The organism is Erwinia sp. AK-PDG3-5 (assembly GCF_056821705.1).
Window position 1 is genome coordinate 3,755,021 of sequence record NZ_CM165967.1, and the last position, 14,069, is coordinate 3,769,089.

Sequence of the window (14,069 nt, forward strand, 5' to 3'; positions counted from 1 at the left end):
GTATCTTCAGGTAAGGAGGTGATCCAACCGCAGGTTCCCCTACGGTTACCTTGTTACGACTTCACCCCAGTCATGAATCACAAAGTGGTAAGCGCCCTCCCGAAGGTTAAGCTACCTACTTCTTTTGCAACCCACTCCCATGGTGTGACGGGCGGTGTGTACAAGGCCCGGGAACGTATTCACCGTAGCATTCTGATCTACGATTACTAGCGATTCCGACTTCACGGAGTCGAGTTGCAGACTCCGATCCGGACTACGACGCACTTTGTGAGGTCCGCTTGCTCTCGCGAGTTCGCTTCTCTTTGTATGCGCCATTGTAGCACGTGTGTAGCCCTGGCCGTAAGGGCCATGATGACTTGACGTCATCCCCACCTTCCTCCGGTTTGTCACCGGCAGTCTCCTTTGAGTTCCCGACATTACTCGCTGGCAACAAAGGATAAGGGTTGCGCTCGTTGCGGGACTTAACCCAACATTTCACAACACGAGCTGACGACAGCCATGCAGCACCTGTCTCACGGTTCCCGAAGGCACTAAGGCATCTCTGCCGAATTCCGTGGATGTCAAGGCCAGGTAAGGTTCTTCGCGTTGCATCGAATTAAACCACATGCTCCACCGCTTGTGCGGGCCCCCGTCAATTCATTTGAGTTTTAACCTTGCGGCCGTACTCCCCAGGCGGTCGACTTAACGCGTTAGCTCCGGAAGCCACGCCTCAAGGGCACAACCTCCAAGTCGACATCGTTTACGGCGTGGACTACCAGGGTATCTAATCCTGTTTGCTCCCCACGCTTTCGCACCTGAGCGTCAGTCTTTGTCCAGGGGGCCGCCTTCGCCACCGGTATTCCTCCAGATCTCTACGCATTTCACCGCTACACCTGGAATTCTACCCCCCTCTACAAGACTCTAGCCTGCCAGTTTCAAATGCAGTTCCCAGGTTAAGCCCGGGGATTTCACATCTGACTTGACAGACCGCCTGCGTGCGCTTTACGCCCAGTAATTCCGATTAACGCTTGCACCCTCCGTATTACCGCGGCTGCTGGCACGGAGTTAGCCGGTGCTTCTTCTGCGGGTAACGTCAATCGACAGGGTTATTAACCCTGTCGCCTTCCTCCCCGCTGAAAGTACTTTACAACCCGAAGGCCTTCTTCATACACGCGGCATGGCTGCATCAGGCTTGCGCCCATTGTGCAATATTCCCCACTGCTGCCTCCCGTAGGAGTCTGGACCGTGTCTCAGTTCCAGTGTGGCTGGTCATCCTCTCAGACCAGCTAGGGATCGTCGCCTAGGTGAGCCATTACCCCACCTACTAGCTAATCCCATCTGGGCACATCCGATGGTGTGAGGCCCGAAGGTCCCCCACTTTGGTCCGAAGACGTTATGCGGTATTAGCTACCGTTTCCAGTAGTTATCCCCCTCCATCAGGCAGTTTCCCAGACATTACTCACCCGTCCGCCACTCGTCACCCGAGAGCAAGCTCTCTGTGCTACCGTTCGACTTGCATGTGTTAGGCCTGCCGCCAGCGTTCAATCTGAGCCATGATCAAACTCTTCAATTAAAAGTTCGATTTGCTGAAACAAGTTCAGCGATGCTCAAGTGTAAAACGTCATAATGAATTTCATTATGTGTTCACTCTTAAGGCTTGATATTTTTTGCGCCTTGCGACGCTGATATCAATCCTGCGAGTGCCCACACAGATTGTCTGATAAATTGTTAAAGAGCATTGCGGTAAGGGCCTTGGCGCCTTACTGCGAGGTGGCGTATATTACGCTTTCCTCTTTCAGAGTCAACCCCTTAAATCAGGATTTTTCTCTTCATCTTTCAGCACACTGAGCGTTTGCTCGTTGCCGTTCGATGGAGGCGCATTATAGGGATACGCCGCGGGAAGGCAAGCGTAAATCTGAACTTTTTTACCGTTCGATGAAACTTCACTCAGAACGCTGCTTTTTAGCCCTGTTTGATGCGTGCAGGTAGGTCTGCAAGGCTATTAATCACCCAGTCAGCTGCTTTTTCACCCTCTTCGGTAATCGGCTTGCCGCTACGAACTAATACCTTTATTCCTACACCGGCGGCTTTACCTGCCAGCATGTCATCAATTTTGTCGCCAACCATATAAGAAGCGGCCATATCGATATTCAGTTCTTTCTGCGCAGATAACAGCATGCCGGGTTCTGGCTTACGGCAATCACACTGCTGGCGATACTCTTCTATTACACCTTCCGGATGATGCGGGCAGAAATAGATGCCATCCAGGTCAACGTCACGATCGGCGAGCGACCAGTCCATCCATTCAGTGAGCTGCATAAAGGTGTCTTCGGAAAAGATGCCGCGTGCAATACCGGACTGGTTCGTCACCATTACCAGTGCGTAACCCATCTTCTTCAGTTCCTGCATCGCCTCAATGGCACCATCTATAAACTGAAAGTTGTCGATCTCATGGACGTAGCCATGATCCTCATTCATCGTGCCATCACGATCGAGAAATATGGCGGGGACTTTGTCTGTCACGTAGAAACTCCTGCTACTAAAGTTGCCGTAGAGTATCGCATGATTGCGCTAACGGTGAGAATGGCAGATTGAATGACTTTGATTGATTTAGACGTCTGGATGCCTTAACATCCAATCGCATTTCGCCCAAGGGAGATGCACTCAATACACGCCACGGATAACTGCACTACGATAATAAAATGATAAAACTTAACTCAATCACCAAGGTGTTCCAGCAGGGCACACGCAACATTACAGCGCTGTCTGATGTCAGCCTGCACGTGCCGGCCGGACAAATTTATGGCGTTATTGGCGCATCGGGCGCAGGGAAAAGTACCCTGATCCGCTGCGTGAATCTGCTTGAACGCCCAACGTCCGGCACTGTGCTGGTCGACGGTCAGGACCTTACCGGCCTTTCTGAAACTCAGCTGACCCAGGCCCGTCGGCAGATTGGCATGATCTTCCAGCACTTCAACCTGATGAACTCCCGCACCGTTGCAGGGAACGTTGCCCTGCCGCTGGAGTTAGGCAAGCTTTCCCGCAGCGAAATCAACGCCCGCGTAAAAGAGCTGCTGGAGTTGGTTGGGCTGGCGGACAAACACGATTCCTGGCCGGCTAACCTGTCTGGCGGTCAGAAACAGCGCGTGGCGATTGCCCGTGCGCTGGCCACCAATCCGAAGGTTCTGCTGTGTGATGAAGCCACCAGCGCACTGGACCCGGCAACCACGCGTTCAATCCTCGAATTGCTGAAGGACATTAACCGCCGTCTGGGGATCACCATTTTGCTGATCACCCATGAGATGGATGTCGTGAAGCGCATCTGCGATCAGGTTGCGGTGATCAGTAACGGTGAACTGATTGAGCAGGACACGGTAAGTGAAGTGTTCTCTCATCCGAAGACGCCGCTGGCCCAGCAATTTATCCAGTCGACGCTGCATCTGGATATCCCGGAAGACTACAGCGCCCGTCTGTCCGCAGACAACAACCCGGAAAGCGTGCCTTTATTACGCCTGGAATTCACCGGTCAGTCTGTCGATGCGCCACTGTTGTCCGAGTCGGCCCGCCGCTTCAACGTGAATAACAATATTATCAGTGCCCAGATGGATTACGCCGGTGGTGTGAAGTTTGGCATCATGCTGACCGAAATGCATGGCACCGAAGCCGATACTCAGGCGGCTATTACGTTCCTGAAAGAGCATCATGTAAAGGTAGAGGTATTAGGTTATGTCTGAAGCGATGATTATGCTTCTTTGCCGGGGCGTCTGGGAGACGCTGGTCATGACGTTTGTCTCTGGCTTCTTCGGTTTTGTTATTGGCCTGCCGCTTGGCGTTCTTTTATATGTCACTCGCCCAGGTCAGATTATTGAAAGCCGTTCACTGTATCGCTCACTGTCAGCGCTGGTGAATATCTTCCGTGCGATACCCTTCATTATTCTGTTGGTGTGGATGATCCCGTTCACCCGCATGATTGTCGGCACCTCTATTGGCCTGCAGGCGGCGATTGTGCCACTGACGATTGGCGCGGCACCCTTTATTGCCCGTATGGTTGAGAACACGCTGCTGGAACTGCCTGCCGGCTTGATCGAGGCTTCCCGCGCGATGGGCGCCACGCCGTTCCAGATCGTGAAGAAAGTTCTGCTACCTGAAGCACTGCCCGGCTTAATTAATGCCGCTACCATTACGCTGATTACTTTGGTTGGCTATTCCGCAATGGGCGGTGCCGTTGGCGCCGGCGGTCTGGGCCAGATTGGTATTCAGTACGGTTATATCGGCTATAACGCTACGGTGATGAACACGGTATTAGTGTTGTTAGTTGTTCTTGTGTATTTGATTCAGTTCTGTGGCGACCGCATTGCACGTGTAGTCACCCATAAATAACCAACTGTTCTTAGATTAAGGAAGGGATATGTCTTTTAACTTTAAAACATTTGCCGCTGTGGGCGCGCTGATTGGTACATTGGCGCTGGTTGGTTGCGATCAGAAAGCGAAAGATCCAAACCATATTAAGGTCGGCGTGATTGTTGGCGCAGAACAGCAGGTTGCTGAAGTGGCCAAGCAGGTCGCGAAAGATAAATATGGCCTGGACGTTGAGCTGGTGACCTTTAACGATTACGTGCTGCCGAACGAAGCGCTGAGCAAAGGCGATATTGATGTTAACGCCTTCCAGCACAAACCTTACCTGGATCAGCAGATCAAAGATCGCGGTTACAAGCTGACGCCGGTTGGCAATACCTTCGTTTACCCAATCGCGGGCTACTCCAAGAAGATCAAATCTCTGGATGAGCTGCAGAACGGTGCGCAGGTTGCTATCCCTAACGATCCAACCAACCTGGGCCGTTCACTGCTGCTGCTGCAGAAAGTGGGTCTGATCAAACTGAAAGAAGGTACCGGCTTGCTGCCAACCTCTCTGGATGTGGTTGAGAATCCTAAGAACATCAAACTGGTTGAACTGGAAGCTCCACAGCTGCCACGTTCACTGGACGATCAGCAGATTGCGCTGGCGGTGATTAACACCACTTACGCCAGCCAGATCAACCTGACCCCGGAAAAAGACGGCATCTTCGTAGAAGATAAAGACTCTCCTTACGTGAACATGATTGTGGCGCGTGAAGATAATAAAGACGCAGAAAACGTGAAGAAATTCGTTCAGGCTTACCAGTCTGACGAAGTGAGCGCTGCGGCTAACAAGATTTTCAACGGTGGTGCAGTTAAAGGCTGGTAAGCCGGGCGGTGGCGGAGATCGCCGCCGATCCAGCGTGACTCAGTACAAAGCGGGCTTTTGCCCGCTTTTTGCCTTTTTAAGCGCTTGTTATTTCCCTGAAGGCTTGTTTCAATAACGCCACTTTTACCGAACCTGAGGATAATCCCATGCGTGTTTTACCGCTCTGTTTGTTAGCCCTTTCGCTGACAGGGTGTTCGTTGATGCATAAACCTTATAAGCCCGTCGAACCCTTTAAGCAGACTACGCAGACTCAGCCTGAACGCAGCAAACCGCAAACGCGGCCCGCTCCGGTAAAACTCTATACCAATGCCAGCGACCTGGTGAGTAAACCATTCCGCGATCTTGGTGAAGTGTATGGCGATGATTGTCAGGCAACGATGCAAAGCTCGCCACCGAACCTCAACACCGCGCGCAAAAGGATGCAGATCCGTGCTTCTGCAATGAAAGCCAATGCGGTGCTGGTCCATCAGTGTGAAATCGTCAGCAATGCACCAGGCTGCTACCGCCAGGCCGTTTGCCAAGGTTCAGCGCTGAAAGTCTCGAATCAATGAGTGCATTTTCCTTCCAGCAAATCGCAACGGTTCATTCCCCCTGGAAGGAGAAGTTTGCCGTTCCCCGCCAGCCCGGCCTGATTGAGGATGGCGGCGGAGAACTTCATCTGCACGCGCCTTATAATCAGCCCGAAGCCGTGCGCGGCCTGGAAGCCTTCAGCCATCTGTGGCTGCTGTTTGTCTTTCATCAGACGATGGAAGGCGGCTGGCGACCGACGGTTCGCCCTCCCCGGCTTGGCGGGAATGCGCGTATGGGTGTCTTTGCGACCCGTTCCACCTTCCGGCCCAATCCCATCGGCATGTCGCTGGTTGAGTTAAAAGGCATTCGTACCGATAAAGGCCAGGTGATTCTCGAACTGGGCAGTCTGGATCTGGTTGATGGTACGCCCGTCGTCGATATCAAACCCTACCTGCCTTTTGCCGAGTCGATTCCTGATGCCCAGGCCGGATTTGCGCAAATGGCCCCTGAAGCCGCCATGTCAGTGACCTTTTCGCCGCTGGCGCAGCAACAGCTTACTTTGCACCGCGCGCAGTATCCTCATCTGGAACGCTTTATTCAGCAGGTTCTGGCACAGGATCCGCGTCCGGCTTACCGTAAAGGCGAAGAGCCCGAACGTGAATACGCGGCCTGGCTGCTGGATTTCAACGTTCGCTGGTGCGTAAACGCAGCGGGAACCGTGGTGATTGCGCTCGATCTTCGTTAATTTATTCCCCTGCATCTTTTGAGTCTTCGGCCACGCTGGTACACTAGCCGCCAGAATTTTTTTGGCTCTGCTTACTTCGAATAGCTTTCCGCTTAATGGAATCGTAACTCATGCGTACTACTCAATACCTGCTCTCCACCCTGAAGGAGACGCCAGCCGACGCCGAAGTGATCAGCCACCAGCTGATGCTGCGTGCCGGGATGATCCGCAAACTGGCCTCAGGTTTATACACCTGGCTGCCAACCGGTCTGCGCGTACTGAAAAAAGTTGAAAACATCGTGCGTGAAGAGATGAACAACGCCGGTGCGATTGAGATCTCCATGCCGGTCGTTCAGCCCGCTGATTTATGGCAGGAGAGTGGACGCTGGGAGCAATATGGTCCTGAGCTGCTGCGCTTTGTCGATCGTGGCGATCGTCCGTTCGTTCTCGGTCCAACGCATGAAGAAGTGGTCACCGATCTGATCCGTAACGAGCTGAGCTCTTACAAGCAGCTGCCGCTGAACGTGTTCCAGATCCAGACCAAATTCCGTGACGAAGTTCGCCCACGTTTTGGCGTGATGCGCTCCCGTGAGTTCATCATGAAAGATGCTTACTCTTTCCACGCGTCACAGGAATCGTTGCAGGCCACCTACGATGATATGTACCGCGCCTACAGCCAGAGCTTCAAGCGTATGGGTCTGGACTTCCGTGCCGTACAGGCGGACACCGGTTCTATCGGCGGCAGCGCTTCGCATGAATTCCAGGTTCTGGCGCAGAGCGGTGAAGACGATGTGATCTTCTCGACCGAATCTGACTATGCGGCCAACATTGAGTTTGCCGAAGCCGTGGCGCCAGCGGGCGGCCGTGCTGATGCTAAACAGGCGATGCAAGAAATCGATACGCCAAACGCGAAAACCATCGCCGAGCTGGTTGAGCAGTTCAACCTGCCGGTCGAGAAAACCGTGAAAACGCTGATGGTGAAAGCGACCAAAGAGAGTGGCCATACGCTGGTTGCTCTGCTGGTTCGTGGCGACCACGCGCTGAATGAGATCAAAGCCGAGAAGCTGGATATCATTGACGCGCCGCTGACTTTCGCCACCGAAGAAGAGATTCGTGCGCTGGTTGGTGCCGGTCCGGGTTCACTGGGTCCTGTTGGTCTGAATATGCCAATCATCATTGACCGCACGGTCGCGGTGATGAGTGACTTCTCTGCCGGTGCCAACGTTGATGGTAAGCACTTTACCGGCATTAACTGGCAGCGCGATCTGCCACTGCCACGTGTGGAAGACATCCGCAACGTGGTGGAAGGCGATGCCAGCCCGGACGGGAAAGGTACGCTGCAGATCAAACGCGGCATTGAAGTGGGCCATATCTTCCAGCTGGGAACCAAGTACTCCGAAGCGATGAAGGCATCCGTGCAGGGTGAAGACGGACGCAATCAGATCCTGACCATGGGCTGCTACGGCATTGGTATTACCCGTATTGTGGCGGCGTCCATTGAGCAGAACCACGATGAACGCGGCATTATCTGGCCTGCAGCGCTGGCACCTTTCCAGGTCGCCATCCTGCCGATGAACATGCACAAATCCTTCCGGGTGAAAGAGCTGGCAGAAGAGCTGTATGCTCAGTTACGCGCGAAAGGCATTGACGTGATTCTGGACGATCGTAAAGAGCGCCCTGGCGTGATGTTTGCGGATATGGAGCTGATTGGTGTGCCACATACGATCGTGATTGGCGACCGTAACCTCGACAGCGAAGAAGTTGAGTACAAATCCCGCCGTGAAGGCGAGAAGCGGATGATCAAAACCGGCGAAATCCTTGATTTCCTGGTCAGCGAGATCAACGGCTAGTAAGACCGCGGGCCTGATAATCCCTTATCCGGCCCGCAATGCGCTTCCCCCCAGTTCCTGCCACATCGTTGCCTTCTGCAACGCGCGTTCAAAACCAGGCTTACTCTGCTCCACGCATTTTTCCACGCAGCGATTTGGTGGTTGCCTTACGCGACTTGCCTTCCAGCCGGCGTTTCTTCGATGCCAGCGTAGGCCGCGTCGCTCGCCGGGTCTTTTCGACCACCGTCAGCTCCTGAATCAAATTCTCCAGTCGCTTCAGCGCCGCTTCGCGGTTCATTTCCTGGCTGCGGTATTCCTGCGCCTTGATGATCACTACGCCTTCCGGGGTAATCAGGTGGTGGCTGACCGCCATGAGTCGCTCTTTATAAAACTCAGGCAGGCTTGAGGCACGGATATCAAAACGCAGATGGATCGCCGTCGAACTTTTATTGACGTTTTGTCCGCCGTTTCCCTGAGCCCTGATCGCCGTTAGTTCCAGCTCACTGTCAGGGATGGTGACGTTGCGTGACAGAATAATCATGCGCGTTTGCCGTTAACCAACCAGTCAGTGAAGCGCAGCTCCAGGTGGTTTTGGTCGTCAGAAAGCCAGATCGTGCCGTCCTGAATCGTTGCCTGCAGCGTCATCGAGCGTGATGCCAGTTTGATCAACGCACTCAGCTGCTCATCGTCGATAAAACGAATGGTCAGATTATCCTGCTGTGCCAGTTTGCTCTGGTTTTGTTGCCACCAGATCTGTGCAGCACGTCCGTTATAGGTATACAACACCACGCTGGCAGAGCGATTACAGGCTCTTTTCACCCTTCTCTCTTCAGGCAGGCCCAAATCAACCCACAGCTCAATGCCGTTGTGGTCGTTCATCAGCCAGATTTCTGGCTCATCTTCCGCGCTCAGGCCGCGGGTAAAGACCAGACGTTCGTGCGCGTTCACCAGCCAGGCAAGCAGTCGCAGCATCAAACGCTCTTCGGTTTCCGAAGGATGACGAGCCAGCGTGAGGTTGCTGTCGATAAAAACATTTCTGTCCATATCCGCAACGTTGACCGTTGCTTTATAAATGGTCGCTTTAAGTGCCATGGGGTTCCTTATCGTTATTGGCTGCTATTGTAACCCGTTGACACAGCAAATCACTCGCCGGTGGGCTGATTTCACGCAAAAGCCTGTGTTATAGTCGTGAAATAGCCAGAGAAAACTCTGAGTGAGGTGCAAATGCAAAAGTATTGTGAATTAGTTCGCCGCAAGTATGCCCAGATAGGCAGCGGCGATCTGGGATACGTGCCAGACGCATTAGGTTGCGTACTGAAAGCACTTGACGAGGTAGCGGCAAATACTGAGCTACACTCTTCCATCAGGGAACAGGCAGCTTTTGCTGCTGCAAACTTATTGGTGAGCGATTATGTTGACGAATGAAGCCTACAAACCGATAAACTGCGACGATTACGACAACCTTGAACTCGCCTGCCAGAACAGCTGGACGCTGGCGCTGGAAATGAAAGATGGTGAAAAGCTGAAGGCTAAAGCCACAGATATGGTGTCACGAAAGAATGTGGAATATCTGGCTATCGATCTTTCTGGTGAAGTCCGCGAGCTGAGACTGGATCACATTTCCAGCTTCAGTCATCCCGATCTGGGCACCGTCGTGGTCAGCGAATCTGATTAAACCGCCGGGCGGGATTGCTCCCGCCCATGTTCCTCAGTATCACGCCTGTTTTATCCAGCTCACCTGCCAGTAACCGTCCTCATCAGGCTTACCTTCCCGCGTGACAAACACCCCAACCGCTGCAATCAGCGTTTCGCCATAAAACAGCAGTGGCGTGCGATCGCGTTGCCAGGGGGGAATGCCCTTTTCCTGCCAGATTTTTTTCAGCGCGCGGCTGCCGGCCCGATCGGTGAGATGGAATTTCCCCTGCGCCTGAAAACGTACGCTGACGATCTCCTCCGGCCAAGGTGGCCGAATCTTTATGCCGGCATCATCGCGCAGCAGGTGTCCCAGCCCGTCCGGCAAGCGGAGGGATCCCTCGCCCGAAGGCCAGCGGAGGATCAAATCAGTAACCGGCTCGGTCAGCGCCAGCCAGTAAAGCCGATCGCGATATCGCCTGACGTCAAACCGACCCAGCCGCAAACGCGGTTCGGCATCTTCACGGCTACACGCCACTTCCTGCCACAGCCGCTGCAACGACGCCTTCGACGGCATTAGTCCGCCCTGTAAGGCAATCCAGCGACGCAGCAGCGCCGCCCGCCTGACCTCGCTCATGGCCAGCAACGGTGCCCATGCCAGACCACCCGCCGCATCCACCAGCGTGCCCAATGATTCTGCCAGCAGTTCATCCAGCAGTTGCTCCTGCTCACCACAAAGCGTCGCGCTGCGGGCAACTGACTGAGCAAAATGGGGCCAGCGGGACGTCAGCTCGGGGATCACCTTCTGTCGCAGAAAGTTACGGTCAAAACGGGTGTCCTGATTGCTGTCATCCTCAATCCAGCTTAACGCATGCTCCACTGCCCAGGCTTCGAGCTGCCCCCGGGTTTGTAAGAGCAGAGGACGAAGCAGGGTGTGCAGGCCCAACACCGACTGAACCGGCATTCCCGCCAGCCCGGCGGGTCCGCTGCCGCGCTTTAACGCTAACAGGAAGGTTTCGCACTGATCGTCCAGATGTTGGGCGGTGAGCAGGCATTCGGCAGGTCGAAGATGGTCAGCAAACGCCTGATAGCGCGCATCACGCGCAGCGGCTTCCACCCCTTTTTCACGGCTATCCAGCGTGACGTACACCACCACCAGCTCAACCTGCCACAGCTGGCACTGCTGCTGACAATGCTCCACCCAGCCATCGGCCAGCGGATTCAAGCCATGATGAATATGGATAGCCCGCAGGTTGAGTTCGCCCCGCTGCGCACGCAGAGTAACCAGCTGATGCAGCAGAACCGTTGAATCCAGCCCACCGCTGAAGCCCACCAGCAGATGCTGATGTCCGGCGAGGTGCTGAGCAAGTGCGTGCAGTGCCATGAGCATTCCGTTACGGGAAGTGGTAACCCGGCCAGAGCTGGCCGGGTATGAATAGCGCTATGTTACGCCTGATACAGCTCCAGCGGCAAACCATCCGGATCGTTGAAGAAGGTAAAGCGCTTATCGGTGATCGGATCGATACGGATGTCTTCGCAAACCACGCCCTTTGATTCCAGATGGGCTTTGGCGGCATCGATATCGTCAACGCTGAAGGCCAGATGGCGCAGGCCACAGGATTCAGGCTGGGTGGGACGCGAAGGCGGGAAAGGGAAAGAGAACAGTTCAATGGTGTACTGACCGTTGAGCGCCAGATCCCCTTTCCAGGAGTCGCGTGCTTCGCGGTACACTTCGCCGATTAAGGTAAACCCCAGAATGTCGCAGTAAAAGTCCTTACTGACCTGATAGCGGCTGGCGATAATGGCGATATGGTGCACCTGCTTAATACCTAACATACTAACTCCTTGATAATGGCTTCACTCCCTTACTGTACGCAGGCCTTCAAAGGCCGACAATGGCACTAATCTGGAATTAATCGACCGGGTTTTTTAATACCCGCACCAGATACTGCCCTTCTTCCGTCAGCTTCGCGCCGTGAATGTCCGTTTCGAATCCCGGGTAATGTTTGCCAATAGTGCAGAGCATCAGCAGGAAGTCGAGCACCGCGCGGCTTTGCTCGGTGATCATTTCACCCGGCATCACCACGGGAACGCCCGGCGGATAAGGCAGGATCATATTGGCCGAGACGCGTCCCACCAGCTGCGAAATATCGACCGTCTCAACATTGCCCTTCACCTGCTGCTGGAACATCTGATGCGGCGTCATTTTCATTTCTGGCAAGGTGGCGAAGGCTTGCAGCATCAACCGTGGCAGATCGTGTTCGCGGATCAGCCGGTGGATCCCCTGCGCCAGATCCTGAATGCGCATATTGCGGTAGAAATCAGGATCCTCTGCGTAGAGATCCGGCAGCATGTTTTTGACCCGCAGATTCAGATCGTATGCGCGCTTAAACTCGGTCAGGCCACGCAGTACGCTCATCGCTTTAGTTTTGTCGATGCCAATGCTGAACAGGAACAGCAGATTATAGGGCCCGGTTTTTTCGACCACTACGCCGCGCTCATCGAGGAATTTAGCCACCAGCGCCGCCGGGATCCCTTCCTCCGCCATCACGCCCATCTCGCTCATCCCCGGCGTCAGGATGGTGACTTTGATCGGATCGAGGTACATATGATCCGCATCCGCCTCGCTGAAGCCGTGCCAGTCCTCTTCGCCTGGCTGGATTGGCCAGCATTCTGGCTCATCAACGCCTTCCGGCTGCCAGATATCGAAGAACCAGCCTTCTGACTCTTCGCGCAGTCGCTGGACCTCCCGGCGGAAGTGCAGCGCACGCTCAACCGAACGGTTAATCAGCCGTTTACCCGGATTGCCACGCAGCATTGCCGCCGCCGTCTCGATCGACGCGACGATCGAATAGTTCGGCGAGGTGGTGGTGTGCATCATATAGGCTTCATTAAAGGTTTCTTCGTCGTAATCGCCTTTAATGTGGATCAGTGAAGCCTGAGAGAACGCCGCCAGCAGCTTATGCGTCGATTGTGTCTCGTAGATCACTTTCCCCGGCGTACGATCGCCGCTCATCCCGCTCAGCCCTTGATAGATCGGATGAAAATTGGTGTAAGGCACCCAGGCAGAATCAAAGTGGATCGACGGCACATCCAGCGTCTCTTTGATGTACTGGGTGTTATATAGCAGCCCGTCATAGGTTGAGTTGGTGATCACCGCATGCACCGGCCAGATGGCGCGTTCGGTCTGCGCCACTTTCAGGGCAATACTCTCTTTGGTGAATTCGCGTTTGGGAATACCGCCCAGAATACCGAGCGCATTTCGGGTTGGCTTCAGCCAGATGGGAATGATATCGCTCATCATCAACAGGTGCGTCAGCGATTTGTGGCAGTTACGGTCGATTAATACCGTGCTCCCTGCGGCGGCAGCATACATGCCGACGATCTTATTTGAGGTCGAGGTGCCATTGGTCACCATGTAGCTCTGTTCAGCACCAAAGGTGCGGGCGACATACTCTTCCGCTTCCAGATGCGGACCGGTGTGGTCCAGCAGCGACCCCAGCTCAGTCACCGAAATGGAGATATCGGCCTTCAGCGTGTTGGCACCAAAGAAATCATAGAACAGCGTACCAACCGGACTCTTCTGGAAGGCGGTGCCGGCCATATGTCCGGGCGTGCAGAAGGTGTATTTGCCCTCTTTCACATAGTTGAACAGCGCCTTGGTCAGCGGTGGCGTAATCGTATCGATGTATTCATTGGTGTACTGGCGGATACGCTGGGCAATCTCTTCAGAAACACCGAGGCCGTATTCAAAGAACCACATCGCCATGCGCATCTCGTTGATGCTGACGTCCATGCTGGAGTGGGTGTTGATAAAGGCGTAAAGCGGAAGGTATTCGTTCAGCAGCTGGATTTCGCTGCACAGATCCTGGCTGTATTCATCCCAGTCAAAGATGACGCCGCAGATCCGGGGATTGTGTTCAATCAGCTTGAGCAGGTCGTTCGCATCTTTCGGGTAGATAGTCTGGAATCCCTGGGCGTTGAGCGCCCCGTCCAGCTCACGGATGGGTTCATCTTTATAGAATGCGTTATGCGGTCCCATGATCGCGATGATATTCAATGCGTACCTCCTGGTATTGTGCAGCAGGGGTAAGCATAGCGAAGATGGCGGGCAGAAGGGAAAAAATTGGGGAATGAACCACCCACAACATGACGTTGTGAGTGGATCATG

The 14,069-nt window shown here is 54.2% G+C and carries 14 protein-coding genes and 1 rRNA gene; 8 read left to right on the forward strand and 7 right to left on the reverse strand.

The window, feature by feature from the left end; genetic code table 11:
• Nucleotides 1–11 precede the first annotated feature (11 nt).
• Nucleotides 12–1,552: ribosomal RNA gene (locus AC1UKS_RS17565) — 16S ribosomal RNA — on the reverse strand.
• Between the two features lie 389 nt (nt 1,553–1,941).
• Nucleotides 1,942–2,502, reverse strand: a complete 561-nt coding sequence (gmhB, locus tag AC1UKS_RS17570; protein WP_013200873.1) for a D-glycero-beta-D-manno-heptose 1,7-bisphosphate 7-phosphatase — start codon at nt 2,500–2,502, stop codon at nt 1,942–1,944.
• A 179-nt stretch (nt 2,503–2,681) separates the two neighbouring features.
• Between gmhB and metN the strand changes: the two genes are divergently transcribed.
• From metN to proS, 6 genes are all read left to right on the forward strand, one after another.
• Nucleotides 2,682–3,713 carry a methionine ABC transporter ATP-binding protein MetN gene (gene metN, locus AC1UKS_RS17575; protein WP_482434682.1) on the forward strand — a complete coding sequence of 344 codons (1,032 nt, stop codon included), beginning with the start codon at nt 2,682–2,684 and terminating at the stop codon, nt 3,711–3,713.
• Nucleotides 3,706–4,359: a methionine ABC transporter permease MetI gene (locus AC1UKS_RS17580; RefSeq protein ID WP_482434683.1), complete on the forward strand. Its 654-nt coding sequence runs from the start codon at nt 3,706–3,708 to the stop codon at nt 4,357–4,359. Before metN ends, AC1UKS_RS17580 begins: the two co-directional genes overlap by 8 nt.
• A gap of 28 nt (nt 4,360–4,387) precedes the next feature.
• Nucleotides 4,388–5,203: a MetQ/NlpA family lipoprotein gene (locus AC1UKS_RS17585; protein WP_013200870.1), complete on the forward strand. Its 816-nt coding sequence runs from the start codon at nt 4,388–4,390 to the stop codon at nt 5,201–5,203.
• A 146-nt stretch (nt 5,204–5,349) separates the two neighbouring features.
• A complete protein-coding gene (rcsF, locus tag AC1UKS_RS17590) occupies nt 5,350–5,754 on the forward strand; it encodes an Rcs stress response system protein RcsF (RefSeq protein ID WP_013200869.1) in 405 nt (134 codons plus the stop codon).
• Complete coding sequence (gene tsaA / locus AC1UKS_RS17595) at nt 5,751–6,458, forward strand: tRNA (N6-threonylcarbamoyladenosine(37)-N6)-methyltransferase TrmO (RefSeq protein WP_482434684.1); 708 nt, start codon at nt 5,751–5,753, stop codon at nt 6,456–6,458. Before rcsF ends, tsaA begins: the two co-directional genes overlap by 4 nt.
• A 110-nt stretch (nt 6,459–6,568) precedes the next feature.
• Nucleotides 6,569–8,287, forward strand: a complete 1,719-nt coding sequence (proS, locus tag AC1UKS_RS17600; protein WP_013200867.1) for a proline--tRNA ligase — start codon at nt 6,569–6,571, stop codon at nt 8,285–8,287.
• A gap of 100 nt (nt 8,288–8,387) precedes the next feature.
• Here the strand turns inward: proS and arfB are convergent, their stop codons facing one another.
• Entirely contained in the window at nt 8,388–8,807 is a 420-nt protein-coding gene (arfB, locus tag AC1UKS_RS17605; protein ID WP_105760833.1) for an alternative ribosome rescue aminoacyl-tRNA hydrolase ArfB, read from the reverse strand.
• Complete coding sequence (locus AC1UKS_RS17610; protein ID WP_013200865.1) at nt 8,804–9,358, reverse strand: YaeQ family protein; 555 nt, start codon at nt 9,356–9,358, stop codon at nt 8,804–8,806. Before AC1UKS_RS17610 ends, arfB begins: the two co-directional genes overlap by 4 nt.
• 132 nt (nt 9,359–9,490) lie before the next feature.
• Between AC1UKS_RS17610 and AC1UKS_RS17615 the strand changes: the two genes are divergently transcribed.
• On the forward strand, nt 9,491–9,691 hold the full coding sequence (locus AC1UKS_RS17615; protein WP_071822098.1) for a YaeP family protein: 201 nt from the start codon (nt 9,491–9,493) through the stop codon (nt 9,689–9,691).
• Nucleotides 9,678–9,941 carry a Rho-binding antiterminator gene (rof, locus tag AC1UKS_RS17620; protein ID WP_013200864.1) on the forward strand — a complete coding sequence of 88 codons (264 nt, stop codon included), beginning with the start codon at nt 9,678–9,680 and terminating at the stop codon, nt 9,939–9,941. The genes AC1UKS_RS17615 and rof overlap by 14 nt, the downstream gene beginning before the upstream one ends.
• 39 nt (nt 9,942–9,980) lie before the next feature.
• Here the strand turns inward: rof and tilS are convergent, their stop codons facing one another.
• From tilS to AC1UKS_RS17635, 3 genes are all read right to left on the reverse strand, one after another.
• Nucleotides 9,981–11,282 carry a tRNA lysidine(34) synthetase TilS gene (gene tilS / locus AC1UKS_RS17625; protein WP_482434685.1) on the reverse strand — a complete coding sequence of 434 codons (1,302 nt, stop codon included), beginning with the start codon at nt 11,280–11,282 and terminating at the stop codon, nt 9,981–9,983.
• Nucleotides 11,283–11,344: 62 nt separating this feature from the next.
• The gene (locus AC1UKS_RS17630) at nt 11,345–11,734 is read right to left on the reverse strand and encodes a VOC family protein (protein ID WP_482434686.1); all 390 of its coding nucleotides are present in this window, start codon (nt 11,732–11,734) and stop codon (nt 11,345–11,347) included.
• A 76-nt stretch (nt 11,735–11,810) separates the two neighbouring features.
• Nucleotides 11,811–13,958, reverse strand: coding sequence for a lysine decarboxylase LdcC (locus tag AC1UKS_RS17635; protein WP_482434687.1), 2,148 nt, complete (start codon nt 13,956–13,958; stop codon nt 11,811–11,813).
• Between the last annotated feature and the right edge of the window lie 111 nt (nt 13,959–14,069).

Excerpts from the sequence above, each read along its gene's own strand:
- tilS (WP_482434685.1), bottom strand. The coding sequence starts at position 11,282 with ATGGCACTGCACGCACTTGCTCAGCACCTCGCCGGACATCAGCATCTG.
- AC1UKS_RS17615 (WP_071822098.1), top strand. The coding sequence starts at position 9,491 with ATGCAAAAGTATTGTGAATTAGTTCGCCGCAAGTATGCCCAGATAGGC.
- rcsF (WP_013200869.1), top strand. The coding sequence starts at position 5,350 with ATGCGTGTTTTACCGCTCTGTTTGTTAGCCCTTTCGCTGACAGGGTGT.
- rof (WP_013200864.1), top strand. The coding sequence starts at position 9,678 with ATGTTGACGAATGAAGCCTACAAACCGATAAACTGCGACGATTACGAC.
- arfB (WP_105760833.1), bottom strand. The coding sequence starts at position 8,807 with ATGATTATTCTGTCACGCAACGTCACCATCCCTGACAGTGAGCTGGAA.
- AC1UKS_RS17580 (WP_482434683.1), top strand. The coding sequence starts at position 3,706 with ATGTCTGAAGCGATGATTATGCTTCTTTGCCGGGGCGTCTGGGAGACG.
- metN (WP_482434682.1), top strand. The coding sequence starts at position 2,682 with ATGATAAAACTTAACTCAATCACCAAGGTGTTCCAGCAGGGCACACGC.
- AC1UKS_RS17630 (WP_482434686.1), bottom strand. The coding sequence starts at position 11,734 with ATGTTAGGTATTAAGCAGGTGCACCATATCGCCATTATCGCCAGCCGC.
- tsaA (WP_482434684.1), top strand. The coding sequence starts at position 5,751 with ATGAGTGCATTTTCCTTCCAGCAAATCGCAACGGTTCATTCCCCCTGG.
- proS (WP_013200867.1), top strand. The coding sequence starts at position 6,569 with ATGCGTACTACTCAATACCTGCTCTCCACCCTGAAGGAGACGCCAGCC.
- AC1UKS_RS17610 (WP_013200865.1), bottom strand. The coding sequence starts at position 9,358 with ATGGCACTTAAAGCGACCATTTATAAAGCAACGGTCAACGTTGCGGAT.
- AC1UKS_RS17585 (WP_013200870.1), top strand. The coding sequence starts at position 4,388 with ATGTCTTTTAACTTTAAAACATTTGCCGCTGTGGGCGCGCTGATTGGT.